23 protein-coding genes are annotated in these 24,588 nt (G+C 40.3%); 9 read left to right on the top strand and 14 right to left on the bottom strand.

Annotation, left to right across the window (positions count from 1 at the left end; translation table 11 throughout):
• Positions 1–462 precede the first annotated feature (462 nt).
• On the bottom strand, positions 463–1,371 hold the full coding sequence (locus tag H6G75_RS28100) for a DUF4351 domain-containing protein (protein ID WP_190983189.1): 909 nt from the start codon (positions 1,369–1,371) through the stop codon (positions 463–465).
• A 113-nt stretch (positions 1,372–1,484) separates the two neighbouring features.
• Entirely contained in the window at positions 1,485–1,715 is a 231-nt protein-coding gene (locus tag H6G75_RS28095; RefSeq protein WP_190983188.1) for a hypothetical protein, read from the bottom strand.
• 116 nt (positions 1,716–1,831) lie between these two features.
• Between H6G75_RS28095 and H6G75_RS28090 the strand changes: the two genes are divergently transcribed.
• A complete protein-coding gene (locus H6G75_RS28090; RefSeq protein WP_190983187.1) occupies positions 1,832–3,205 on the top strand; it encodes an HNH endonuclease domain-containing protein in 1,374 nt (457 codons plus the stop codon).
• Between the two features lie 366 nt (positions 3,206–3,571).
• On the opposite strand, the gene H6G75_RS28085 is transcribed toward H6G75_RS28090, so the two are convergent.
• Both H6G75_RS28085 and H6G75_RS28080 read right to left on the bottom strand, forming a co-directional pair.
• Entirely contained in the window at positions 3,572–3,970 is a 399-nt protein-coding gene (locus tag H6G75_RS28085; RefSeq protein WP_190983186.1) for a type II toxin-antitoxin system VapC family toxin, read from the bottom strand.
• Positions 3,955–4,230 carry a hypothetical protein gene (locus H6G75_RS28080; RefSeq protein WP_190983185.1) on the bottom strand — a complete coding sequence of 92 codons (276 nt, stop codon included), beginning with the start codon at positions 4,228–4,230 and terminating at the stop codon, positions 3,955–3,957. The genes H6G75_RS28085 and H6G75_RS28080 overlap by 16 nt, the downstream gene beginning before the upstream one ends.
• A gap of 137 nt (positions 4,231–4,367) precedes the next feature.
• On the opposite strand from H6G75_RS28080, the gene H6G75_RS28075 reads away from it, so the two are divergent.
• Positions 4,368–5,540 carry a cysteine desulfurase family protein gene (locus H6G75_RS28075; protein ID WP_190983184.1) on the top strand — a complete coding sequence of 391 codons (1,173 nt, stop codon included), beginning with the start codon at positions 4,368–4,370 and terminating at the stop codon, positions 5,538–5,540.
• 6 nt (positions 5,541–5,546) lie between these two features.
• Here the strand turns inward: H6G75_RS28075 and H6G75_RS28070 are convergent, their stop codons facing one another.
• Positions 5,547–6,692, bottom strand: a complete 1,146-nt coding sequence (locus H6G75_RS28070; RefSeq protein ID WP_190983183.1) for a serine/threonine-protein kinase — start codon at positions 6,690–6,692, stop codon at positions 5,547–5,549.
• Positions 6,693–6,806: 114 nt separating this feature from the next.
• Entirely contained in the window at positions 6,807–7,040 is a 234-nt protein-coding gene (locus H6G75_RS28065; protein WP_190983182.1) for a hypothetical protein, read from the bottom strand.
• Positions 7,041–7,321: 281 nt separating this feature from the next.
• Here H6G75_RS28065 and H6G75_RS28060 point away from each other — a divergent pair, with 281 nt between their 5' ends.
• From H6G75_RS28060 to H6G75_RS28050, 3 genes are all read left to right on the top strand, one after another.
• A complete protein-coding gene (locus H6G75_RS28060; protein ID WP_190983181.1) occupies positions 7,322–7,936 on the top strand; it encodes a hypothetical protein in 615 nt (204 codons plus the stop codon).
• A 5-nt stretch (positions 7,937–7,941) separates the two neighbouring features.
• Entirely contained in the window at positions 7,942–8,340 is a 399-nt protein-coding gene (locus H6G75_RS28055) for a hypothetical protein (RefSeq protein ID WP_190983180.1), read from the top strand.
• 208 nt (positions 8,341–8,548) lie between these two features.
• Positions 8,549–9,376 (top strand): hypothetical protein, encoded by an 828-nt coding sequence (locus H6G75_RS28050; RefSeq protein ID WP_190983179.1) that lies wholly within the window; start codon positions 8,549–8,551, stop codon positions 9,374–9,376.
• Positions 9,377–9,485: 109 nt separating this feature from the next.
• On the opposite strand, the gene H6G75_RS28045 is transcribed toward H6G75_RS28050, so the two are convergent.
• Together H6G75_RS28045 and H6G75_RS28040 are read right to left on the bottom strand one after the other, a co-directional pair.
• Positions 9,486–11,129, bottom strand: coding sequence for an acetolactate synthase large subunit (locus H6G75_RS28045; RefSeq protein WP_190983192.1), 1,644 nt, complete (start codon positions 11,127–11,129; stop codon positions 9,486–9,488).
• A 93-nt stretch (positions 11,130–11,222) separates the two neighbouring features.
• Positions 11,223–12,590 (bottom strand): NAD-dependent succinate-semialdehyde dehydrogenase, encoded by a 1,368-nt coding sequence (locus tag H6G75_RS28040; RefSeq protein ID WP_190983178.1) that lies wholly within the window; start codon positions 12,588–12,590, stop codon positions 11,223–11,225.
• Between the two features lie 643 nt (positions 12,591–13,233).
• On the opposite strand from H6G75_RS28040, the gene H6G75_RS28035 reads away from it, so the two are divergent.
• Positions 13,234–13,944 (top strand): mobilization protein, encoded by a 711-nt coding sequence (locus tag H6G75_RS28035; RefSeq protein ID WP_096582981.1) that lies wholly within the window; start codon positions 13,234–13,236, stop codon positions 13,942–13,944.
• Positions 13,945–14,215: 271 nt separating this feature from the next.
• On the opposite strand, the gene H6G75_RS28030 is transcribed toward H6G75_RS28035, so the two are convergent.
• Entirely contained in the window at positions 14,216–14,848 is a 633-nt protein-coding gene (locus tag H6G75_RS28030) for a hypothetical protein (RefSeq protein ID WP_190983177.1), read from the bottom strand.
• Positions 14,849–15,446: 598 nt separating this feature from the next.
• On the opposite strand from H6G75_RS28030, the gene H6G75_RS28025 reads away from it, so the two are divergent.
• On the top strand, positions 15,447–15,800 hold the full coding sequence (locus H6G75_RS28025; RefSeq protein WP_190983176.1) for a hypothetical protein: 354 nt from the start codon (positions 15,447–15,449) through the stop codon (positions 15,798–15,800).
• A gap of 226 nt (positions 15,801–16,026) precedes the next feature.
• Entirely contained in the window at positions 16,027–16,977 is a 951-nt protein-coding gene (locus H6G75_RS28020) for a class I SAM-dependent methyltransferase (RefSeq protein ID WP_190983175.1), read from the top strand.
• Positions 16,978–17,062: 85 nt separating this feature from the next.
• Here H6G75_RS28020 and folE read toward each other — a convergent pair whose 3' ends face one another.
• From folE to H6G75_RS27995, 5 genes are all read right to left on the bottom strand, one after another.
• Positions 17,063–17,716: a GTP cyclohydrolase I FolE gene (folE, locus tag H6G75_RS28015; protein WP_190971085.1), complete on the bottom strand. Its 654-nt coding sequence runs from the start codon at positions 17,714–17,716 to the stop codon at positions 17,063–17,065.
• Between the two features lie 229 nt (positions 17,717–17,945).
• Positions 17,946–18,962, bottom strand: coding sequence for a GTP-binding protein (locus tag H6G75_RS28010; RefSeq protein WP_190983174.1), 1,017 nt, complete (start codon positions 18,960–18,962; stop codon positions 17,946–17,948).
• Positions 18,963–19,085: 123 nt separating this feature from the next.
• Positions 19,086–20,318 (bottom strand): NAD(P)-binding domain-containing protein, encoded by a 1,233-nt coding sequence (locus H6G75_RS28005; protein ID WP_190983173.1) that lies wholly within the window; start codon positions 20,316–20,318, stop codon positions 19,086–19,088.
• Positions 20,311–21,321 (bottom strand): porphobilinogen synthase, encoded by a 1,011-nt coding sequence (gene hemB, locus H6G75_RS28000; RefSeq protein WP_190983172.1) that lies wholly within the window; start codon positions 21,319–21,321, stop codon positions 20,311–20,313. The genes H6G75_RS28005 and hemB overlap by 8 nt, the downstream gene beginning before the upstream one ends.
• Positions 21,322–21,556: 235 nt before the next feature.
• Positions 21,557–23,098, bottom strand: coding sequence for an FAD-dependent oxidoreductase (locus H6G75_RS27995; RefSeq protein WP_190983171.1), 1,542 nt, complete (start codon positions 23,096–23,098; stop codon positions 21,557–21,559).
• Positions 23,099–23,395: 297 nt separating this feature from the next.
• Between H6G75_RS27995 and H6G75_RS27990 the strand changes: the two genes are divergently transcribed.
• Positions 23,396–24,565 carry a serine/threonine-protein kinase gene (locus tag H6G75_RS27990; protein ID WP_190983170.1) on the top strand — a complete coding sequence of 390 codons (1,170 nt, stop codon included), beginning with the start codon at positions 23,396–23,398 and terminating at the stop codon, positions 24,563–24,565.
• The last annotated feature ends 23 nt before the right edge of the window (positions 24,566–24,588 follow it).

Here is a 24,588-nt window from a genome sequence, read left to right as displayed (position 1 = left end):
GCAGCAATTAAACGAATCTTATTTTTTTGCATTAGAGCTTGTTTCTCTATATGCCTTTGTTCTGCTAATATTACTAATGAGGTAAAATCCTCATACTTAATCCCAATCAATCGTTTTGATTCTTGTGGATGTGACTCTATTCTTTCTAAAGGACTTGTCATTTTGTTTGCGTAAATTTACTTGGATATGCTTATCCTCTCATTAAATTTCTTTTAAAGATAGGTCTATTCAAAATGGCGTTCCCTTCACTATCATCTCTCCTATTCAGAAAAAATCACTCCTAGAAACACTTTCTAATCTTGAAACACTGGATGAAGACTTAGCCAATTACAGCCAATGTTAGGGAATTTTCCCGTGTTTCTAATTTAAAGGTAGAAAACTGGATTAATCCTTATGAAGAAAAATAACAGTTATTAAGTCAGGTGCGTTAAAGCAAAGCATAACGCACTGTTTGATAATAATTTATTCTTGTTGTTGGTTTAACCAAGTTTCTAAATCAGCAATGTTAGAAAAATCTAGTAATGCTTCTCCGAGATTTTCTAATTGTTCAATTGATAATTTTTGAATTCGCTCTATTAATGATTGGTTAATTTCTCCAAGTCGGCGATTGAGTTGGCGTAGTATTAAATCTTGTTCTCCTTCTTTCCGTCCCTCTTGCTTTCCTTGCCATATAGCTTGTTCTTTATCTCTTTGATAAAGTGGTTCTAATCTCATAATTAACTCCCTATCGTCTGTTTCTAATTCTTGATTGATCCTTAAGTTTTCCCGCAGGTTGTAAACTAATTCGAGGGTGGCTTGTTGGTATGGATGATTTAATGGTAACGCTTGCAATTCCATAATTGCTTGTGATTGTACGTTTCCTCTACCTAAAAGCCTCAGCCATAGTGTTTCGGGTGTTTGTGGTAGTTGATGTATGGCGACAATTGCTGTGCGTAGTGCATCAGGGAGAAAGTATACTCCTGATATCCAATCGGGTTTTTGGACTGTTCCAAAGCTAGATAGTCTAGTTTCGGATACTGTGGGAGTTAGCACCCACAATTGGGGAATTTCTGCGTCTTGAAGTTTGGTTTTGTTGGTTTTAGCTTCTCGTCGCAGTGAGGCTTTGACTTCTAATAATTTGAGTATACAATTACAGATTTCATCGGTGGATGCTGGATTACGAAAGGGTTCTATGATGGCTGGATTTTCAGCAAATCTTCCTAGTAAACCCAGGATTTGTAAGTTAGGTGTTTGCTGTTTGTTGGGTGTGAATAAGACATCTATTTCTTTGATTTCTCCTGAGACTTTTTCTGATGCTTTGACTTCTCCGTAGTCTTTTAATAGTTCTTCTAGATAGTCTTTGGCGAATTTGTCATGTATGAAGCGCGTCACTTCGCTGTTACTCCGAATTGAAAGTTAATGATTCTCTTAAATCAAGAGTTGGTGCAATCAGAATTGTCTAACTACCTCAGTTAATCGCACCAACTCTCGACGGGTTTGATTTCCTAACCTTGCTGTCTAATTAATACACTTACTACATCGCCTAATTCGCCTAAACTTCCTGCTATGACGGGTTTTGACCAAGAGCCAACCTCTGCATAACCTGTAGTATGTAGCTGATAGATTGTTCTCCTAACTAATTCAGGACTACCGACTAATATGTGCTTTATCTTTTCTCGCCTCACCTGGACTTGATTGCTGCTGTTATCTTCTAACCTCACAAATTCTTCCGCCATAACGCACCTGTTTAACATGATCTTTGTTTTGTTATCATAAGTGATAACGAATATAGCAAATTAGTTATCATAAAAGTTAACAAAGTTGCGATCGCTATCCTGTGATAATGGAAAATATGGGAAAAGCAGGACAAGCACTTAAACAGGTTTTAGAGACTTACGACATCAGCCAAAGCCAACTGGCGGCGGGTTTAGGTGTTGAACGTCCGATTGTCTTCCGTTGGTATCATGAAAAAATTGATCCTACGGCTGAAACTGTTGCAGAAATTGTCAAGGCGTTAAATAAGATTAATCAATCAGCTGCAAATGATTTTATTCAAGTATATTTAGGAGATTTAATTTTATTTAGAAATCCCATTATGAATCAGGATTTACCACTGTCAGATAAAGTTAATGTTACAGTTTTATCTCAAATATTTAACAATATTACTAACTCATATAAATATCTTTACTTTATATCAATATTAGATATTCTTAAGAGAAGAAATTTTGATACTTTATCGCCTCTTAGCTTTCGAGAAATCATTGTTGAGATGTTAGCTAATGCTTGGTATCCGCACAATTATTTTAAATTGTCTTTTGGGCAGCAAGACCAAATTGCTAATAAATTAGATGCTCTTGAGCTAGAAATTACAGAACCGATTTTAAAGTTTAGAGATACAGATAAAAAACTTTTGCGGACAGCTATTAATAACCAAAATCTCGATGATATTGTTATTTCAATTAATCGCTATGTGTCTTATCGTCTAATTCGTCCTTTCTTTGCCCAAGAAACAAGGGGCTTAAAAGATTATAATGTTAATCCCACTATTATTAATTTAGCCAACAATCAAGCCGATACTAAAAAGCCGTTATATTGCTTCAATTCTGAAGATCAAAAAAATTGTAACGCCATTATTTTACATCCTGATTGGATTCAGTATTTAGAGGAAAATTACACAATAGTTAGGGGTTGGGCTTCCTGGGAATGGTTGAATTATATGCAGCAGAGAAACCCCAGCACACCTAATGTAGTTAATAAGTTATTTATGCCACAAGAGAGAGATTCTCTAGGTAATCAAACTAAATATTGGAAAACCATTTTAGAACATCGGGAGATTGAATGTATTTATTCTAAAATCAAATTAAATAAGAATGAAATTTCTTTAGATCATTATTTGCCTTGGTCTTTTGTAGCTCATGATCAATTATGGAATTTAATTCCGACCACAAAATCTGTTAATTCTTCTAAGTCTAATAATTTACCGTCAGAAGTATATTTAGGTGATTTTGTATCATTACAGCATTTAGGCTTAACGATTTATAAGCAAAATGTCTCTCAAGCAAAATGGTTAAATGATATTGAATCTTTTGTGGCAGAGTTGAAAGTTGATCAACCAGATGATTTATTAAATTTAGAAATCCTGATGAATGTTTATACAAAAACTATCCAACCTTTAATTTCTTTAGCAACTCTCCAAGGTTTTAGTCCTGATTGGATTTACGTTTAAAAAAGAATAAATCTAGACGTTGCTTAATCAGAACATGAAATAGTAAATTACCTTTTATTATTCTTTATAACTTTGCGTCTTTGCGCCTACCGCAAGCGGAACACCTGGCGGCGAATGCGTAAGAAAAATTCATATTTTTAATCAGCAACGCTATGAACCCACATTAGTAATATGGTTAGCCTATAGTGAAGAACTTTGCGAACAAGCAGTTACAGAATTTCAAAAAGCCTGGGACAGTTTAGGCGATCGCACCCTCTCAACTTACCGCTTCTGGGGCAACCATGAGATAGACTTAGCACAGGCGCAAAGACGCAAAGAGTTTAGGGAGTTCAGATAATAGGTACACTACTTTATATATAGCTGTAGTTATTCCCAGTCTTCGTATTTCAACCCGTCAATACGCCTAAATTCACGGGTGTTGTGGGTGATCAACGTGAGATCATTTGCTAAAGCGTTCGCAGCAATTAACAAGTCATTAGCTCCAATTGGAGTTCCCAAAGTATCAAGATGAGCGCGAATCTTTCCAGAGATTTTTGCTGCTTGAATATCTAGTGATAAATCAGTAAACTCAGCCAATAAATTTTCCAGATGACTGAGGTTTCTGTTAACATTCTTGCTTTTGTAAGCTCCATAGTACAGTTCACTATAAACAACTGTACAGATGTAAATTTCTTGAGCAGGAATTGTCAGAATTTTTTGGGTAACAGGTGAATTTGATGAATTAAGAATTTGGATACACGCATTTGTATCTAGGAGGTAGGCCATTGAATCTCCTCCCGATTCTCAAAGGGAAGCTGTTCTGCTCTTTCCAGGGGTTCACCTTCCCAACTACCTATGACATTTTCTAAAAACCTATGAGAATAACCTAATTCTTGGGGTGTTTTGTTTGTAGTCTGTGATGGTTCTGGACTCACAGGCTGAAAGACAATTACTACATCTAATTCTTGGTTAGCAATCTCAGGTGGAAGCTGGATTTGCAAAATTCCATCATTACCGATATGTGTTCTAATCTTTATGCTTTCCATAACCTGACTCGCTAACTAGAACCCGATAACCCTATAATACCGAAACCATGCTTTATTAGGGTGATGAAATCTCACGCAGAGGCGCAGAGAGTTAAGAGAGTTGTTATGATCATTTTCTGCATTACTCCGCGTTAAAAATGACTAACATAATCTACCTAGACTACCACTCAACTACTCCCGTTGACCCTAGAGTAGCCGAGAAAGTCATGTACTATATGACTACCGCCTTTGGTAAAGCCAATAGTGTAGATCATGATTATGGTAATGCAGCCGCGAAAGCAGTTAAACAAGCCCGTCAACAAATAGCAGACTTAATTAACGCCTCACCCAAGGAAATTATTTTTACATCTGGCGCAACGGAAAGCATTAATTTAGTAATTCAAGGACAAATCTCGACTTCGCTCGATTACCAAATTGCACAACAAAATACCCCCGCCAAAATCATTGTTTCCCCTGTGGAACACAAAGCCGTGATAGATACTTGCAAAGCCTTAGTTAAAAAAGGACTGGCGGAAATTATTTGGTTAAAAGTCAATCAACAAGCACAGATTGATTTAGAATATCTGGAAAAAGTCTGTGCTGATGGTGCGGCTTTACTCTGTGTGATGGCGGCTAACAATGAAGTCGGGACAATTTACCCCATCAAAAAAATTGGCGCGATCGCATCCTCTCACAATATCCCCTTTCTATGCGACGCATCCCAAGCCGTCGGCAAAATTCCCCTGAATTTCCAAGACTGGGGGATTACTTATCTAGCGATTTCTGGACATAAACTCTACGCACCCAAAGGAGTTGGTGTATTAGTAGTGAGGAAGAATAATCTTCTCCCACCAATGATTTACGGTGGGGGACATCAGCAGGGACTCAGATCAGGTACACTTAACGTCCCCGGAATCGTCGGTGTGGGGGAAGCTTGCAGATTGAGACGCTTGGAGATGGAACAAGATGAAAATGCGATCGCAATTTTACGAAATCAGCTACAAAACCAACTCCAAGCCGCAATTCCCGAATTAGTAGTGAATGGAGACTTAAACAACCGTTTATCAGGTAATTTACACATTTCCATCCCCGATATTTCTAATACCGCCATCATTGCACGAGTTCGTCAGCAATTAGCTATTTCCACAGGTGCAGCTTGTTCATCAGGCGTGGTTGCACCTTCTCATGTTTTACAAGCTATGCACCTTCCAGAAAATATCATTGATGGATCATTGCGAATTGGTCTTGGTAAATTTACAACTCAAGCAGAAGTTGAAAAAGCATCTTGTATACTCATCAATACGATAAATGAGATTCAAAAACTTTATTAAAATTTATCAGGGATTTTGTGAGTTATTGTTACCTAAATATTTAGCTTTTAATTCTTCTAATTCTTGATCTATTTCGCTGTTACTTGTAGATTGGGATGTGGGATTTTTTGGCTGTACTTGATTTGGTTGAGGTTTCCCACCCATAAATTGAGTTTTTAATTCTTCCAATTCTAAATCAATTTGGCTTGGTGTTTTGCTGACAATTTGAGGTGGTAACGTTGGGGATGACTGTACCTGTGATTTTACTGGTATATGTGGTTTATTTGTTGGCGGAGACTGGGTATTTAAGTCTTGTAGAACTTCATCGACTGTTTGATAGCGTCTAGCGGGAATGCTTTCTAGCATTTTATTGAGAATGCGACTTAAATGAAGACTCACAGGAGTAGCTAAATATTGTTGCCAAGCCCAAGTATCACTATTAGTATTATAAGAATCAAAAGGCGATCGCCCAGTTAATAAGTTAATACAAGTCGCTCCCAAACTATAAATATCACTACCAAAAATTGCTCGACCTCTAATTTGTTCCGGTGCCACATATTCAGGACTACCAATACTAGTACCAGTGTGATTTAAAGCTGTACCCGTTGCCGATTTCGCCGCACCAAAATCAACTAAAACTAGTTTGCGATCGCTCTCACGTAAAATGATATTTTCTGGTTTAATATCACGGTGGATTACTTGTCTAGCATGACAAAACTGCAACACCAATAATAAATCATGCAATAGTTGATAAATCTGCGTTTCACTAAAAGTCCCATTTTGGGCTAACTCCTGCGCTAAATTTAACCCATTGATAAATTCTTGCACCAAATACTGCCGATCATCTTGGGTAAAATATGCCAAAAGTTCCGGGATTTGTGGATGTTTACCTAATTCATCCAACTGCACGGCTTCTTGGTTAAATAACTCCACCGCTTTTTTGACTGTGTTTGTACCTTGGGCTTGCGGATAAAATTGCTTAATCACACAGCGCGGTTTTGAGGGTTTATCTTCATCGATAGCTAAAAAGGTTCTGCCAAAACCACCTTGTCCTATCGGACGAACGGCACGATAGCGTTCTTTGAGGAGAAGCTTAGAACCACAAGTCGTACAGAACTTAACATCAGTTGGATTTTCTGGTTTGGGACACCGAGGATTAAGGCAGTAGCTCATGCTTTGCGAACTGAAGGAGACTTGTTTTTATTGTCCCTTTTACTTGACAGAAGAGTGTTGATATTTGCTAAATGTAACTTCAAATAACTGCTGATTTTGCCTCTGGGGAGAATTTTACGCGACTTTCTCCTGTTGATTCAACACTTGCAACCAGTTAATTAACCTTTGGCGCTGCACTTCACATACCTTGATACTTGCCGAACGTAGTGTCTGGCGAGGAAAGATTTCTCGTAAGTCAGCCACCATTTCTAGAGTTTCACAAACCTCTAAACATTCGGCGATGTAATCAATTGATTCCATTTTTAGCCATTCGGGAGTCGCTTCCAAATCGCAAATGTGATAATTCATAGTTTGATGTTTGGACTAGGCGATCGCTTAATTGGTTACAGAACAATTATTTTAACCTTGGATCTGCTATTGCAAAATAGTCAGAACTAACGCTGTCTAGTTGAGTAACAAATTTTATAGTGACATTTTTAGCAGGTTACTAGTTTAAGCATGATATATTTACTCATATATTATGCTGCTCTGTTAAGTTAAAATTTTGACATTTAATTAAGACTTTTAACCCCAAGCGGGTAAAAGCAAAGCTTCGTATAAAACAATATCACGATTAATTCAATGATACTATGACTGGACAGAATCAACCGTCTGCTCGTTTTCGCTCCGCGACAGAGTTTCCGAAAACAGTTGAAAGCCTCAGCAATACTGAAGCTGACAAATTGTATAAAGAAATGCGAGACTGTCTAATTTTTACAAATCGTAGTCGTTCACAACTGCTCCGCAGAAATGAAGAACATAAACAATCTGCCTTGCGGTTAAAAACAGATGTAGAACGCCTACAAGTGATGATTAGCCAACTCAAACTAGAAAAAGAACAACTTGCTTCTAATAATCGGCAGATTGTTACAGACCTAGAGCGTGAAATTAGGTCAATGGCTGGATATTTAGACAAACTTTCAGATGCGTTTGATTCTGTGTCCGATGTTGATAATCCAGAAAAAGCTCACTGGGGTTATTTGTCTACTCCCAGTCGATTTTTTAAATTCCTAGGAGCCATCAAAGCAATTGTGCTGTGGTGGCGTGAAGATAAAGTTGAAGAAACAGAAACCCCAACACTGAAGACTGTCCCTAAGTCATATCTTCCTGGTGAAGTTGAAGTTGATGCTGACGAAGAGCGTCTGGAAAAACCACAAATGTACACAGACTCAGCTTCACAAGGACGCTCTCTCTTAGATAAATAAAACTTATGGGTAAAAAACGAATCACTCAACTACTAGAAGAGCTAAAAGAGAATCAGCTTCAAGAGTTGCACAACTCCGCAGCCATCTACACAGTTGCCCAAGTTGCGGTTAATGTACTGCAACAGCAAAGCTTACAGATAGATGAACAGCCCATAGCAGCTTTACCTGCAAATACACCAAAGTTAATTGATAAAGCTGAATTACTCAAACAGTATGGTTCTTACCGTGCTTGTCGTCAAGCAGCTAAAAAAAGAGGAATTAAATTTTCTCGTACTCCCAGTTGGGAACAATTAGCAGCAGCATTAAGTTATGCAGATATATTTCAACAAATCATTAAATCTTATGTTGAAACTTATCCTCACCCAAAACTTAAAGGCATTACCTTTGAAATAAATATCAAATAAACATAGTTAGGGTCTTTCTTCTCAATCAGTAAGATATTTACTTAGTCCCAGTGCGATCGCTCCTATTCTCTGTGCTACTCTGCTGGAGAAAGTTCATTTCGTGTTTATACAAAGCCATAATTCTTCAAGGAAATTTTGTAATCTTATACGTAAAACTCCATACCCAAGATGTATCCAGTATTAATGCCAACCTTTGCCACCAAGCCAAATGTATAACAATAATCAGCCTTTTTCTCCTAACCCTGGCTCACTGGAAGTTCGATATGGAAATTACTTTAACTATGCAATGCCTAGTGGTTGGCGAGTGGTTGAGGATGGCCAGTTTGCTGTTGTCTTAGTTTCTCCAGACAATGCAGCTTTGACAATTATGGTAGGGAATTCTGGGCTACCTGTAAACTACAATCCTGGGCAGTTTGTGTACGAGAAACTCATGGCAATGCAGCCTTATGATCTCAGAATCAGCCAACCCCGCCCAGCGCAACCAATTGCGGGATGTTCTGTCGCTTATGAGTTTGACTGCACATACATACACAATGGTATTTTCTGCCAAGGCATAGCTAAGTGTAGTGTGGCGTATAGCTACAACATCTGTACAATGGTGATGACTTGTGCCGCCTCCCATCAATTACAGTGGCCTCATTATGCTTCATGGTTGCCCCAAGTAGCATCTCAAGTTTCCGCTACCAACGGGGCTGCGTTTGGAATGCAAGGAATTATGGCGCAGAACCTCCAAATTTCCCAAGTTGAAGGACAAAGATATCGAGAATACCGCGAATGGTCTCAAAATACTTGGGATGAAGTCACCCGTCAACGCCATGAGTCAATAGACCGTCAAAATTTCCAGTTCCGTGAGAACTTGGGTAATGTGACAACTTGGACAAATCCTTACGGTTATCCCATCGTGGAGTTACCCGCAAACCACAACTACTATTGGATCAATCGGCAAGGACAAATATACGGTACGAATGACTATGGTGAAAATCCTAATGTTGGCTCAACGCAAGATTGGGTAAGGATGAATCGATATCAGCCATAAAGACGTTGCTGACAGCGGAATTCAGGTTTTTGAGAAGGGTGTAGGGGTTTATGTGGAAAAACCTTACACCCATTCTCAATACACAACCTTTGTGCGTCAGTTCTAAGAACTACACTTCACAACTCAACTCACCGGCTTTTTGAGTAAAACGGCGATTTTCTCTGTAATCTACAGGACAATCAATCACTGCGGGTACATCCTGTGCTAATGCTTCTTTAAGTATCGGGATTAAATCGAGGCTAGATTCCACGCGATAGCCTTTTAAACCCATACTTTCAGCTAATTTGACAAAATCGGGATTACCAAAATGGACGAAAGAGGAATTACCTTTGCCAAAGTGGTTTTCTTGCTTCCATTCAATTAAGCCATAGCCACCATCATTAAAGATTAAGGTGACAAAGGGAGTACCCACGCGCAACGCTGTTTCTAATTCTTGGCAATTCATCATAAAGCCACCGTCACCAGTCACGGCGACAATTTTGCGCTTGGGATATACCAGTTTGGCGGCTAACGCACCCGGAATTGCAATCCCCATTGCGGCAAAACCATTAGAAATAATGCAAGTATTGGGACTATGGCAATGATAATGACGCGCCATCCACATTTTATGTGCGCCAACATCGGAAATTACAATATCATCTGGCCCCATCACTTGCCGCAAGTCGTAAATTAATTTTTGCGGTTTAATCGGATAACCTTCATCATTAGCATATTGTTCATAATCAGCGCGAATTTCACCGCGTAAACTAATCGCATAAGGATTTGGTTTACCTTGGCGGTCTGCGACTTTTAAGATTTCAAACAAAGAATCAGAAATATCACCAATAACTTCGACATTGCAAACATAACTACTATCAATTTCTGCCGCAGCTGTACTAATATGTACGATAGGAATTTTGCTGTCAGGATTCCATTTTTTCGGAGAAAATTCAATTAAATCATAGCCGATCGCAATGACTAAATCTGTATTATCAAAACCGCAGGTAATAAAATCCCGTTGCTGTAACCCGACCGACCATAACGCCAAAGGATGAGTATAAGGAATTACACCTTTTCCCATAAATGTGTTAGCAACAGGGATATTCATTTGGGTGGCAAATTGTGTCACCGCATCACTAGCTTGACCACGAATTGCACCATTACCAACTAAAATTAAGGGATTGACGGCTTGAGAAATCATCGCGGCGGCAGCGCGGATGCTGGCGAAAGATGCGTAGGTTTTTTCAATTTTATCGCGCTGTAAAGGTTTCCCTTCCACAGACATAGCGGCGATATTTTCTGGTAGATCAATATGTACTGCACCGGGTTTTTCGGTTTGCGATCGCTTGAAGGCTTTGCGGACTACTTCTGGTGTAATACTCGGTCGCACAATCTGTTTATTCCACTTAGTTACCGGGGCAAACATCGCCACTAAATCTAAATATTGGTGAGATTCAATGTGCATTCTATCGGTTCCCACCTGTCCAGTAATTGCTACTAACGGCGCACCATCTAAATTGGCATCCGCCACACCAGTCATGAGATTTGTTGCCCCAGGGCCAAGGGTAGAAAGACAAACCCCAGCTTTACCAGTTAAACGTCCATAAACATCGGCCATAAAAGCCGCACCTTGTTCATGACGAGTCGTAATAAATTTAATGGTAGAGTGTTTGATTGCTTCTAAAACGTGTAAATTTTCCTCACCTGGTAGTCCAAAAACATACTCTACACCTTCATTTTCTAAACACTTTACTAATAGTTCTGCTGTATTCATTTTAAGTTCCTCATAAGATGCACGAAATATCGTCATTGGTCATTTGTCCTTTGTGTTAATACCAATGACGAATGACCAATGACAAAGGACTAATCACTTCACCCAAACAGTTTTAACATTGACAAACTCTTGTATGCCTTGAATGCTTAATTCTCGGCCATAGCCAGAACGTTTGATACCGCCAAAGGGCAAGCGGGGGTCAGATTTAACTAAACCATTGATAAAGACTGCACCAGCTTCAATTTCGGCAATTAAGCGTGAACGTTCTTGGTCGTTGTTTGTCCAAGCACTTGCACCCAAACCAAAGGGTGTAGCATTTGCCAGTGTAATCGCTGCATCAATATTTGGCACTCGAAATAACAAGGCGACTGGGCCAAAAAATTCTTCCTGGGCAATTGGCGCGTCAACAGGAATATCTGAGATGATCGTCGGTGGATAAAAGTTACCTGGACGTTCTGATATAGGATGCCCACCAGTCAAGACTTTACCGCCGCTTTGTTTGGCAACTTGTACTTGCTGATCTAACTCTTGGAGGATATCTGGTGTGGCGAGTGGCCCTAAATCGGTGTCTGGTTGCATAGGATCGCCGACTTTTAAAGCCAGGAATTTATCTAACAATAACTTCTCGAATTGATCAGCGATCGCTTCTTCCACAATAAAGCGTTTCGCGGCAATACAAGATTGTCCATTATTTAACATCCGGGCGGCGGTGGCTGTCGCGGCTGCGGCTGCTATATCCGCACTGGCTAAAACAATAAATGGGTCACTTCCCCCCAATTCCAAAACAGTTTTTTTAATGTGTTTGCCGGCGTTGGCGGCTAAAGATGCACCCGCAGGTTCGCTTCCAGTTAAGGTAGCAGCTTTTACTCGGTCATCAGCAATTAAATCAGCTACTTTTGCAGCACCAATTAATAAAGTTTGAAATACACCTTCAGGAAAACCAGCCCGTTGGAAAATATCGGCAATTGCTAAAGCTGATTGCGGTACATTCGACGCATGTTTTAGTAAACCAACATTACCTGCCATCAGTGCAGGTGCAGCAAAGCGAAAAACTTGCCAAAAGGGAAAATTCCACGGCATCACTGCCAAAATTACCCCCAATGGTTGATAGCAGACAAAGCTGTGACTAGCATCTGTTTTCACAGTCACATCCGCTAAAAAATCAGCAGCATTTTCCGCATAATAGCGGCAAACAGCAGCGCATTTTTCAACTTCAGCGATCGCTGCTTTGTATGGTTTACCCATTTCCAGCGTCATGATTTTGCCAAAGTCTGCCTTTTCTTGGTCTAAAATTTCCGCAGCTTTTTGCAACCAAAGCGATCGCTGTGGGAAACTCGTCTTACGGTACTGTTCAAAAGCCTGATTTGCCAAATTTAGTTTAGCGGCAATTTCTACATCGTTGAGTGGCTCAAAAGTTTTGAGCGTCTCCCCAGTGGCGGGATTGATGGTGGCGATAGCCATTACCTGACCCCCATTAAAAAACAGCTTGAGGTAGCCGCCTATTTTTACACAAATTAGTTATAGAAGCTACCACCCAAATTGTAGACTTCTTGCTCAAAATTGGTTGCTTAATATTACAATTTCGCAATTAAATATATAACAATAGATACACTAATTGACTGTATTTTTAGGTAGATACAGGACAGATTCAATGATTTATGGATGAGATTTTTTTGCTCAATTACTAGGCAAAAATTACTAGATATAGTACATGATGTTTGTGGGTGCGATCGCTAAATAATCAAGCGCACAGCCTCACATAAAGCCAGGATTTTAAGATAACACCGAAAATATTAAAGTGCTACTCGCAAAACTCTAAAAGTAGAGTCTGGTATTTTTTTGCCTCTTGTTCCCCCCACCAAATGTAAAAGTTTGTATCGAAACCTTGTCAGTCTTTGATGATAGGATTATTTAAATTTTGACCCTTATCGGTAACATGACAGGCAAAAAGTCTAAAAAAACCCTATAGATAAACGTTAATTTCACGAAAAATCAGCAGTATTTCTCAACAGATGGTATAAAAGTTGCAGCAGAAGCCACCAAAGGCTTCCAAAACACAAGCAGATATTTTAAATAACTTCAAACAGTATTAGGGGTAGCTATTATGCCAACAATTCATTTAATAGATGGTGAAAAAGGTGGGGTAGGAAAGTCCCTAGTCACCCGGACAATGATTCAATATTGCTTAGATAAGAAAATTCCCTTTGTCCCCATAGAGACGGATAGATCAAATCCTGACGTGGCTGGCGTTTATAAAGGTATGTGTCAGTATGCCGTTTTTACCGAAGATGAACGCCAAGCCGACAAAGCCGATAGAATCTTTGAAATGGCAATGTCTAAGCCTGTAATTGTCAATCTCGCCGCCCAAAGCCATCGCGCCGTCAAAAACTGGATTGATAAAAACCAGTTACTCGAACTGGGAAGCGCCGAAGGAGTTAGTTTTTGCAAGTGGTTTGTCACTACAGGCGGCTATGACAGCCTCAATTTATTTGTCCAGTCAATCAATAGCTATGGTGATAAAGTTCCCCATGTCCTCGTGAGAAATTGCGGACTATGTGACGACTGGGAACACGTTGATTCTGACCCGAACATGCAACAGTTAGTACAGAAACATAACGTTCAGGTTGTGGACTTTCCGAAATTGGCATACAAAGAAAGAAACATCATTGACCAAACTCGGATGACTTTCTCAGAAGCAAGAGAATACAAAGAATTTGGTATTTTGAGCAAACAGCGAGTCGTACATTTTCTCAAGCTGGCTTACGCTGCTTTTGAAAAAGTTGGCATTTGGTATGAAGAAGTAAAGCAGGCTTAAAATTGAGTCGATATTTATCCACAACACAAGTAGTTTTAGTGTTGTGGCCTTAGCCTAATTAGGACTTACGCACAAAGATTTTCTGTTGAGACTGGGTGAAGGGGTGTAGGGCTTCGCCATGAGCATCAGCCGAACAGTGTAATTACTTTAGATACATACACCCTTTCACCCTCGCCCAAATCATTGATTTTTCGCTTTCATACGAAAGTAAGTTAGAAATTATAAATGTTTGTACCAAGTTGAGGAAATTACAAATTGATACATTAATATTTCAAATCAGTATTCCTCTCTCATGACAAAATTGTAGAGAATAATCTTGAAAAGTCTTTTTGTTTAATTTGTCTGAAATATGTATTATTTTTTGATAATCATTAGGCAATAAATATCTTTCTTTAGTCAAAAGAGAAGCTTCATCCACAATTTTTTCGTCTGTTAAACTAGCATAGGCTATTGCTAATATAGTCATCATAAATACCGACTGCGTTAACATTTCACCTCCTGCTTCAAAATATACCCAAAATCCTCCTTCTTTATCTAGAAATTGAGAATTACCTGCACTAAAAATATTAATAAACACTTTTGCTTCTGCTATTTCTATCGTTACTTCAAACGGTTGATGATCTAGAGCTAATTTATCTAAATAACTATCTGACATACTTTGATTACAGCATAATACTTTGAATTTAGGTTGCTCTACTAAATCAATTTCAGCCAATAAAGAATAACTTTTTTCAATAAGTGTCTTCAGAAGTACTGGATTGTTTACTTTAACGTTTAGTTCTATTGACATTATCTTTATCACTTTAGCTGAACTTGGAGCGATCACACTCATCATTGCTGATTTGCTGACTTTTAAGGCATTGTCATTATCACTGGATTTGGGGCGATCGCACTTACTCATCATTGCTGATTTAGTTACTTTGAGGGCATTGTAATTATCGCTGGATTTGGGGCGATCGCACTCACTTATCTAGGTCATTGTAATTATCCCTTGACTGGGAGCAATCGCACTTACTCATCATTGCTTATTGGTTTTGCTTGTTATTTGAGCGGTTATTGATATCCAGTTTCTTAAAAAACGTAAAGTCAAAGATGCTGTGATTTAAGCACACCCTCAGAAATAATACCTACAGCATAACTACCATACCGTAGCTGATTAATCATCTGGCTGCGGTTTTTGCATTTATTGACCTCTGATGCTCTAGATACAGCAGCTTACCAGCAAGTGATTGACAAAATACAAGTTTTAAATCCGAAAATTAAAAAAATATTAAAACTAGATTACTTTTAGAAAAATATGCCGGAAACTCTTTAGTAATACAGCAATTAAATAGGCTCAAAATTAGCACTCTCTACCTTAGAGTGCTAATAAATAAGGAAGTTTACCTCCTCAGATATAAGCTAAAAATCCTCTTTTTATAGAGATGATATTAGACGCTTTTCAAGCATAATTCTCACCAGATAAATCTCCTTGTAAGTAGTAAATTATTGGGATGAACTCAATGAAATATACTTTCGATATTGTCGGTGTATCGCCCGTTTTGCAGTTTTTCAACCATCAACAACAGAGTATAGAAAAACCACAGTATGCAGGTGTGGAATACTTAGGCACACACATCTGTACACTTGATGCGTTTATCGCAACAGTCGAACCTGTACCCGCAAAATGGGGCTGGGATTTAGACCAAGTAGTAGACACAGTAGTTAAGTTTTGGGTAAATCATTCTGAGAGTATTCAATATTGGAAAGCACGTTTAAGTGACGCAGGACAAAATAATTTAGTTGTAGCCAGACTTGCAGATATTAGGGCTTTGCAAGCAGAATTTGAAACGCTCTTAGATAAAAATGGTTATTAGCTAATCTCAAGGTAAATATTAAGTAGGGTGTGTTAAGGCTATGTAAGGATTTCGGAACTTAGGAAGGTGAGAATTAGCCGTAACGCACCCTACCGAATGAGGTTAAATGATACAAGAGTCTTAAATTGGGGAAGTTAAACGCAAGAATAGAAAAAACGATGCTTTTGAAAGCAGCAATCAAACTTAAAATAGGTATAGGCAATTATCGCTTCATTTCCTCAAAGTGATGAAAAATAAAGTCAAACCTGATTGGGCTGGTGAAAGCATACTCTCCAAGTTCGTTAATCTGCTAATCCAGACCAAACCTATTTACAATGTGATGAAATACCAAGCTCGGCAAGTATTAATCACAACAGCAGAAAAAAATGGGATTCCCTGGCGCAAAAACTCTGAAGCTTTACAAGGGCTGATGACAAAACAACTGCTAGGGGCAGTTACTAACCCAGAAATTGTGTATCCAGAATATTACAAAGTACCATTCCATGCTTACGCTGAGGGTAATCTTTGTTGGGAAGCGGCTTTTGAAGCGGAGTCAGCTACCTATGCTATGTCTTTGCGTGTTTGGCCGCAAGAAAACCTGACTTGGGAAGCGGCTCACGCCAGACTCAGAGGAACTTTTCATGATGTTTTGGCAGCTTACGGCCCTTTGGAGGTGAGGGAAATTTTGGACATTGGCTGCTCGATAGGTTTATCGACGATGGCGCTGCATCGATACTATCAACAGAAACAAGAGCAGCCAATTCGGACTGTGGGTTTAGATTTGTCACCCTATATGCTGGCTGTGGCTAAGGCGAGGGATGTGAATAATGAAATTTCCCAATGGGTTCATGCTAAAGCCGAAAATACAGGCTTACCAGATAATTCCTTTGATTTGGTGACACTCCAATTTGTCTGTCATGAATTGCCAAGCTACGCCAGCAAAGAAATTTTCGCGGAAGCTAAACGACTACTCAGACCCGGTGGTTATATTGCCTTGGTAGATAATAACCCGCGATCGCCTGTCATTCAAAATCTCCCTCCTGCTCTGTATACTTTAATGAAAAGTACGGAACCGTGGAGTGATGATTATTACGGTTTCGACATTCCAGCAGCCTTAGAGGAAGCAGGATTTTCACCCACAATTGAAGTCGCCAGTGACCCCCGTCACCGGACAATTATCGGGAAAAAGCCTGCATAATTGCTGAGTGCTGATTCGATAAAAAATGTAGAGACAAAAATTTTCTGTCTCTACATCACCACTAAACGTCTACTACAAATGAAACTTAGGAATGAAAATTAACATTGTGTCGCACTAAATTCATAAACTCCTCACGAGTGCGTGCATCATCCGCAAACACACCGCGCATTGCACTTGTCACAGTCCAAGAACCAGGTTTTTGTACACCACGCATCACCATACACATATGAGTGGCTTCGACTACAACTGCTACCCCTCGCGGTTTGAGTAAACCTTGTAACGCATCCGCAATTTGTAAAGTCAGACGTTCTTGGACTTGTAAACGGCGTGCATACATTTCACAAATACGAGCAATTTTTGATAATCCAATCACCTTACCATTGGGAATGTAGGCAACATGCGCTCGACCAATAATCGGTAAAATGTGATGTTCGCAAGAACTGAAAATATCAATATCCCGAATTAATACCATTTCATTGGCATCTTCAGTAAAAACTGCTCCATTTAGCAGTTCATCTAGAGATTCATGATACCCTTTGGTGAGAAATTTCAATGCTTTTACAACACGCTTGGGGGTATCTATTAACCCTTCGCGGTCGGGGTTTTCTCCTAATCCAATTAGCAATGTACGTACAGCCTGCACCATTTCTGCTTCTGTAACAGTTGGTAATTGCTGAGTAGGTAAAGATGACACTACTTGAGCAGCAGAATTAGTATCGGGACGAATCGATAGAGTCATTGTTATTGGTTTAATTGGGATAAATTTACCAAAATAGAATTCAGGAGTCAGGAGTCAGGATTCAGAATTCAGAATTGAATTCTGTACGATTAGTAGCGGGTCTGAATCTTCCACTAATTGATTCTGATGGATGTATTCTGACTTCTGAATTCTTCTTCAACAATTAGTTAAAAGTGTCGTAGCCAGATATGACTATTAACTAATTGTGAACATCACTTAACAATATTAACTATAGCAAACATTTGTGAAGTTGTGTATAAATTTGATTGCTATCCAACTTTCTACCGATAAACACTAGCTGATTTTTGGGTGTGTTTCTCCATTCATCAGCGTGTAAGTTGTATCGTGGCCCACTGAGTTGAAAAACATGGCGTAACTCACTATCGCTAAACCACAAAATGCCTTTAGCACGAAATACGTTTTCTGGCATTTCTTCTGTGAGAAAGTTTTCAAATTTATTGACATCAAAAGGGCGATCGCTCTCAAAAGCAATAGAGATAAATCCATCATTTTCTAGATGATGAGAGTGATGTCCGTGATGATGATGATGGTGATGTTCATGGTGTTCATGTTCATGATCATCATCAATATACTCATGTTTAGGTGTTAAACCAACACCTAAAATCAATGGTAGTGGAACCTCACCATATTTACTGTGTATAATTCTCGCACCATCTTTGACATCATGAATAAATCCTTCTACCTCTCGAATTTTTTCAGTAGTCGCTAGGTCAGTTTTATTCAAGAGAATCATATCACCATAAGTAATTTGTTTTAAAGCTGCTTCACTATCAAAGTGTTGCGGATTAAAAGCCTCGGCATCTACGACTGTGATAATGGAATCAAGGTTAGTTAAATCTCTGAGTTCTGTTCCCAAAAAAGTTAAGATAATTGGTAATGGGTCAGCCACACCAGTCGTCTCAATTACTAGATAATCGATGCGGTCTTCTCTTTCTAACACACGATAAACAGCATCAACTAAACCATCATTGATAGTGCAGCATATACAACCATTACTTAACTCGACCATATCTTGGTCTAAAGAAACTAATAGTTGGCTATCGATATTAATATCGCCAAATTCATTAACTAAAACGGCAACTTTTAAATCATGTTTATTTTTGAGAATTTGATTGAGTAGTGTAGTTTTACCACTGCCCAAAAATCCAGTAATAATTGTTACGGGCATTCCTTGTTTGGGAATATCAAAACTAGGATTAGTATTTGGTGCTGTTAGTTGGGTCATAATCGTCAGTGTTAAAAACGAGTTGCTACTGAGGTCAAAAAATGACTTAATTAAGTCATAATGATAATCGTTATCATGTTAACTCAAAAGCTGTCTAACTTGCCAAGGCTTAACTGCATTGCTTTAACTGGCTTTGGCTGTACTCAGGCTGGGAGAAAAGGAGACACTTGGTTTGACAATGGCTGGAACAATTTTTTCACAAGCCATTCTTGCACCTGATAAATTTCTGGCTGTTGGGCCTATTTGTAAAGCGGCGAGACCACCCATAATAAATAATTCACAGCCAGGCCAACGCAGACTAGTATCTAACACTGGCAAACCTTTGATGACGGGGATTGGATAAGCTGCGAGGATATCTGTTAATAGGGGTTCAGTGGTGACATCAAATTTAGTCCCAGTGGAAAGCCAAATGTAATCAAATTTATGCTGGCTATTATCACTACATTCGACGCGCCAATTTTCGTCCAACCATTCAGCCTTGATAACTTGACATTGTTCGTCAATTCTGATGTTACCAGTCCGCACTTGTCGCCGTAGTTGAGTTGCGATCGCTGGTGTCATAGAACCACCATTTCTGGCTTGCTGAATCATTGTCCAGCGTTTTTCCCAATTTGATTGAGCAAAAAAATCTTTGAGATACTTCGGCCCCAACCATCCGGATTCCGCATCAAACAACTTCTCTGCTAAATTTCGCCGAATCAGCAAATGCACCTTTGCACCGCGAGAAATTGCGCCGATAGCCAAATGTCCACTTGTCAAACCACCACCGACAATCAATACTTTCTTACCAGTCAAGTGTGATTTGCGTAAGTCAATATTTTGTGAGTGGCAAAGTTTGTCTGGTGGGTAAGTTGTGGGGATTTCCTTAACCCAATTTGGTAATTGAATTTGAAAACCACCAGTAGCCAATACAACCCGCCGAGCAATTACCTCTTGTCCATCTTGCAAATCAAGGCGAAATTTGGGGCGTAAATGCTCAACGAAAGGTGTAATACCCTTGACTGCTAAAGGAATTACTTGCTCTTGCAACTGCCAAGCTCGAATCACATCTTGGCAAAAATCCTCAAATAACTTTGTCCCTGGTAAATCGTAGGGCGGAAATAATTCTTGAGGACGAGATTCCGCAAATTTGCGTAAAGCAAACGGGTTGGGGTCGGGATGATGGACGGCGGGAGAACGCAAATGGGGAATTTCTAAAGCGGTAAATTGCTGCTTCCAACCACTCAACCACATCCCACTAGGGTCAAATACCGAAAACTTACCCCTAATTGACTGCCGTTTTTGCAATAGATGAGTAGTTAAGGTGAGAGCATGAGGCCCTGCACCAACAATAGCCAAGTCAATGTTGTTAGTCATGGGACACTTCACACTTCTTGATCAACGCTACGTCTTTGGCGAAGTAGGTCAAAATTAAATCTGCACCAGCACGTTTCATACTCGTCAAACTTTCTAAAATTACTTTTTTTTCATCTATCCAACCCATTTGAGCGGCGGCTTTAATCATGGCGTACTCGCCACTGACGTTGTAGGCTGCTACTGGTAATTGGGTGGCTATGCGAATTTGTTGAATAATATCTAGATAGGCGAGGGCAGGTTTAACCATGACAATATCTGCACCTTCGGCAATGTCTAGTTCTACTTCTTTGATAGCTTCTCTAGCGTTGGCTGCATCCATTTGATAGGTCTTTTTATCACCAAATTTCGGGGCAGAATCTAACGCATCTCGAAAGGGGCCATAGTAGGCTGAGGCGTATTTAGCGGAGTATGCCAAAATCCCGACATTGATGTAACCGTCTGCATCTAAAGCCTGACGAATTGCCCCAATTCTTCCATCCATCATGTCAGAAGGCGCAACAAAATCTGCTCCGGCGGCGGCTTGGGAAAGTGCCATTTTCACTAACACTTTTACCGTGGGGTCATTTAAAATTGTGCCTCGTTCATCAACTAAGCCATCATGACCATGTGTAGTGAAGGGGTCAAGGGCGACATCGGTGATGACAACAATATCGGGGACAACTTGTTTAATGGCTTTGACTGTTTGTTGTACTAATCCTTCTGGGTTGTAGCTTTCTGTACCTGTGTCGTCTTTTTTATGTTCGGGGATGACGGGGAAAAGTGCGATCGCATTTATGCCCAAACTAGATACTTCGGCGATTTCTTTGAGTAATAAATCCAGAGAGTATCGATAACATCCTGGCATAGAAGCAATTTCTACTTTCTGCCCTTCGCCTTCCATCACAAACATCGGATAAATCAAGTCATCCACACTCAGAGTTGTTTCCCTCACCATCTGGCGCAACTTTTCAGTCCGACGCAACCGCCGGGGACGTTGCAGGAGGTTTAATGGTTTGACGGACATAGGCTGAAATTAAATTAAAATGATAATCATTATTATAAATATATAAGACTTACGCACAAAGGTAATCTGTTGAGAAAGGGTGAAAGGGTGTGAGGGTGTATGGGTTTTGAAGCACCTATACTCTTACGGTGAAGTCAAAGTTCAAAAGTCAGAGAATTTTTGACTTTTAACTTTTGACTTAATTTTGCCCCTTCGCCCTCTCCTAAACCCTTGATTTCTCGTCTCACTACGTAAATTAAATACAACCAATATCCTTGAGCATTGCTAAATGCTGGCTGACGGGGGCGAGGGTATTGGCGACTATCATGCCACTGGCGGCGACGGCTGGCAAACCGATACCGGGGAATGTTGAGTCACCACAACACATCAAGCCTGATAGGGGTGTCAGGGAACTGGGGAATAAACCAACATCGGCGGAAATAGCTGGGCCATAGGAACCACGGTGACGGCGTAAAAAGCGTTCGTGGGTGAGGGGTGTACCAACCAATGTGATTTCGCAACGAGAGTGAATATCGGGAATGATACGTTCTAGAGCTTGCCACATAATTTGAGAGCGCGATCGCTTTTGTTGTTCATACTCTGAACTTTTCCTGTCCATCCCTTCCCAAAGGCGATAAGGTTCATTCCCTGGGGTATAAACGTGAATTACATGCTTACCTGGAGGCGCAAGAGACGGGTCAATAACTGAGGGAATCGATACTAAAACCAGATTTTGCGGTGCAGTGATGCCCTTTTCCCAATCATTCACGATGATGTGGTGACAGGCTAAATTAGCTGGCAAACCTTGGGCATCAATCCCTAAGTGGAGGTGCATAAAACTATCACACTCTGGTGTTGCTTGCCTTTGGCGGCGAAACTTGTCTGGCAAGGCTTCTGGCGGTACTAACTTCAGTGTGTCCCAAACCGAGGCATTAGAAACTACAGCCCGCCGCGCCCGAATTTCTTCACCGTTACGCAAACGCACACCAATAGCCCGGTTATCTTTGACTAATACTTGTTCAATATGCGCCCCTAGCTGTAACTCACCGCCGTGTTTTTCCAACCCCTGCACCAAAGCATTTACTAAAGTGCCACTCCCGCCAACTGGATAATCTAGCTGGACTCCTGGGCGATACCAGTCAGCAAACATAAACGCTACCTCTGCGGCGTTAGTTCCTGAAGCTGGTAGCCCAGAAAGGAGGAAACACAGCATATTCAGCCAGTTACGGATAAATGGGTCACTGACAACACCATCCATGATGCGAGAGAAAGATCCAGTTAATTTGAGGACATTGGCGGCGTGACGGGCTAAAGTAGGCGCAAAACGGCTGATAGTGACAGCTGCGCCTATATCCAAACGTAACGCAGCCGGCGGCAGTGCGATCGCAGCCTGGGCTAAAGGTGCCATTACCTGTTGTAACTTTCGCCATTGAATGACAGCATCTTCTCCCCGTAGTTTGGCTAACACATCACAAAATTGTTCTGCCCCTACCGATGTGTCAAAATCACCTTCTGGTAAACAGCAACCCCAAGTATCGTAATTGACGCACGGCAGTTGTGAACCAATAGCGTCTAGTACTTGCCGCAACGGGTTGGGTGAAGGGCTGTAAGATAATCCCGAATACAGAGATGGCCCGGAGTCAAATTTATATCCTTGACGTTCAAAAGCGTGGGCTGCACCACCAGCAATGGTATGACTTTCGCAGACAATCACATCAAAGCCATACCTAGCCAACATCGCCGCACAACTTAAACCACCAATACCGCTACCGATAACGACAACATCTGTTTGTTTCACAACTTTTCTCGCAACAACACCCAAACTTTTATTAGCTTAGTACTGAAGTTTATGAATCGAAACAGACTTACGCACAAGATTGTTTGTCGAGACTGGGTGTGGGGGTGAAAGGGTATAGGGTATAAGGGTTTTGAATAAGTACACCCTATACCCCTACACCCTGACACCCTTCCTAAAACCTTGATTTTTCGTCTTACTGCGGGTTTTTGGTAAACATCTGCCCCCAAATTCTCTGTGTAATGTCTATCCTGGAATAGTAGGGGAATCACCTTAGCGTAAATTGCCAGCAGGTGTTTGATGCTGCAAATAGAACAGATAATACACCACCGTTATCAAATCCAACAGCAACTCGGTAATAATGGCATTCGCCAAACTTGGCTTGCCAAAGATTTACAAGCTGCTGATGGAGAAGAATCATTAGTTGTGGTCAAACTTTTGGCGTTCGGCGGAACTGTGCAGTGGGATGACTTGAAGTTGTTTGAGCGAGAAGCCCAAATTCTCAAACAACTCAAACATCCGCGCATTCCGCAATACATTGATTACTTTTGTGTTGATGACCGCACATTGTGGTTTGGCTTAGTCCAAGAATATATTCCTGGGGAGTCACTCAAAGAAAAACTGACAGTTGGTAAACGCTGCACAGAAAAGCACGCCCGGAAAATTGCGACTGAGGTTTTAAAAATTCTGATATATCTGCATGAGTTGAATCCTGGTGTGTTGCATCGGGATATCAAGCCCAGTAATTTAATTTGGGGTGAAGATAATCAGGTATATTTGGTAGATTTTGGTGCAGTCCAAGATAAAGCTGCTAAAGAAGGCGTGACTTTTACGGTGGTTGGGACTTATGGTTATGCGCCGATGGAACAATTTGGTGGTAGGGCTGTTCCTGCATCTGATTTGTATGCTTTGGGCGCATCGTTAATTCATTTATTAACGGGTATTCCCCCCGGTGATTTACCGCAACAAGATTTGCGGTTGCAATTTGCTGATAAAGTTAACGTGAGTTCTAGTTTTATGCGCTGGTTACAAAAGATGACTGAACCTGCGCCGGAAAACCGCTTTAGCAATGCCCGCCAAGCAATTGAGGCTTTAAAATCTAATTTGGCTGTCAAACCTGTCAGCAAAAATATAATTAATAATTCTGGTTGTGGGATTAATTCTACAGAACCAGTACCAGAAGAGATTTTGGGATGGAATTGGGGGGCTTTTTTATTACCTTGGTTATGGTTATGGACTAATCAGGTATGGTGTGGCTTATTTTGTTTTGTACCGCAGATCGGTTGGTTTATGGCGATCGCAATGGGGGCAAAAGGCAATGAATGGGCTTGGAGAAGTAGACAATGGCGCAGTATTGAACATTTTAAAGAACATCAACGCGGTTGGGCGATCGCGGGAATCCTCGTTGGCGCACCCATAAGTGTAATTTTGTGGATTACTGCATTTCTCGCTTTGAAGTCAATATTTTAAGGCTGTAGGAGTTGTTGTAGAGA

This window comes from Nostoc sp. FACHB-280 (assembly GCF_014697615.1).
Lineage (GTDB): Bacteria > Cyanobacteriota > Cyanobacteriia > Cyanobacteriales > Nostocaceae > Nostoc_B.
Note: the sequence above shows the minus strand (reverse complement) of the source record. Positions and strands in the feature narration are given on the sequence as shown.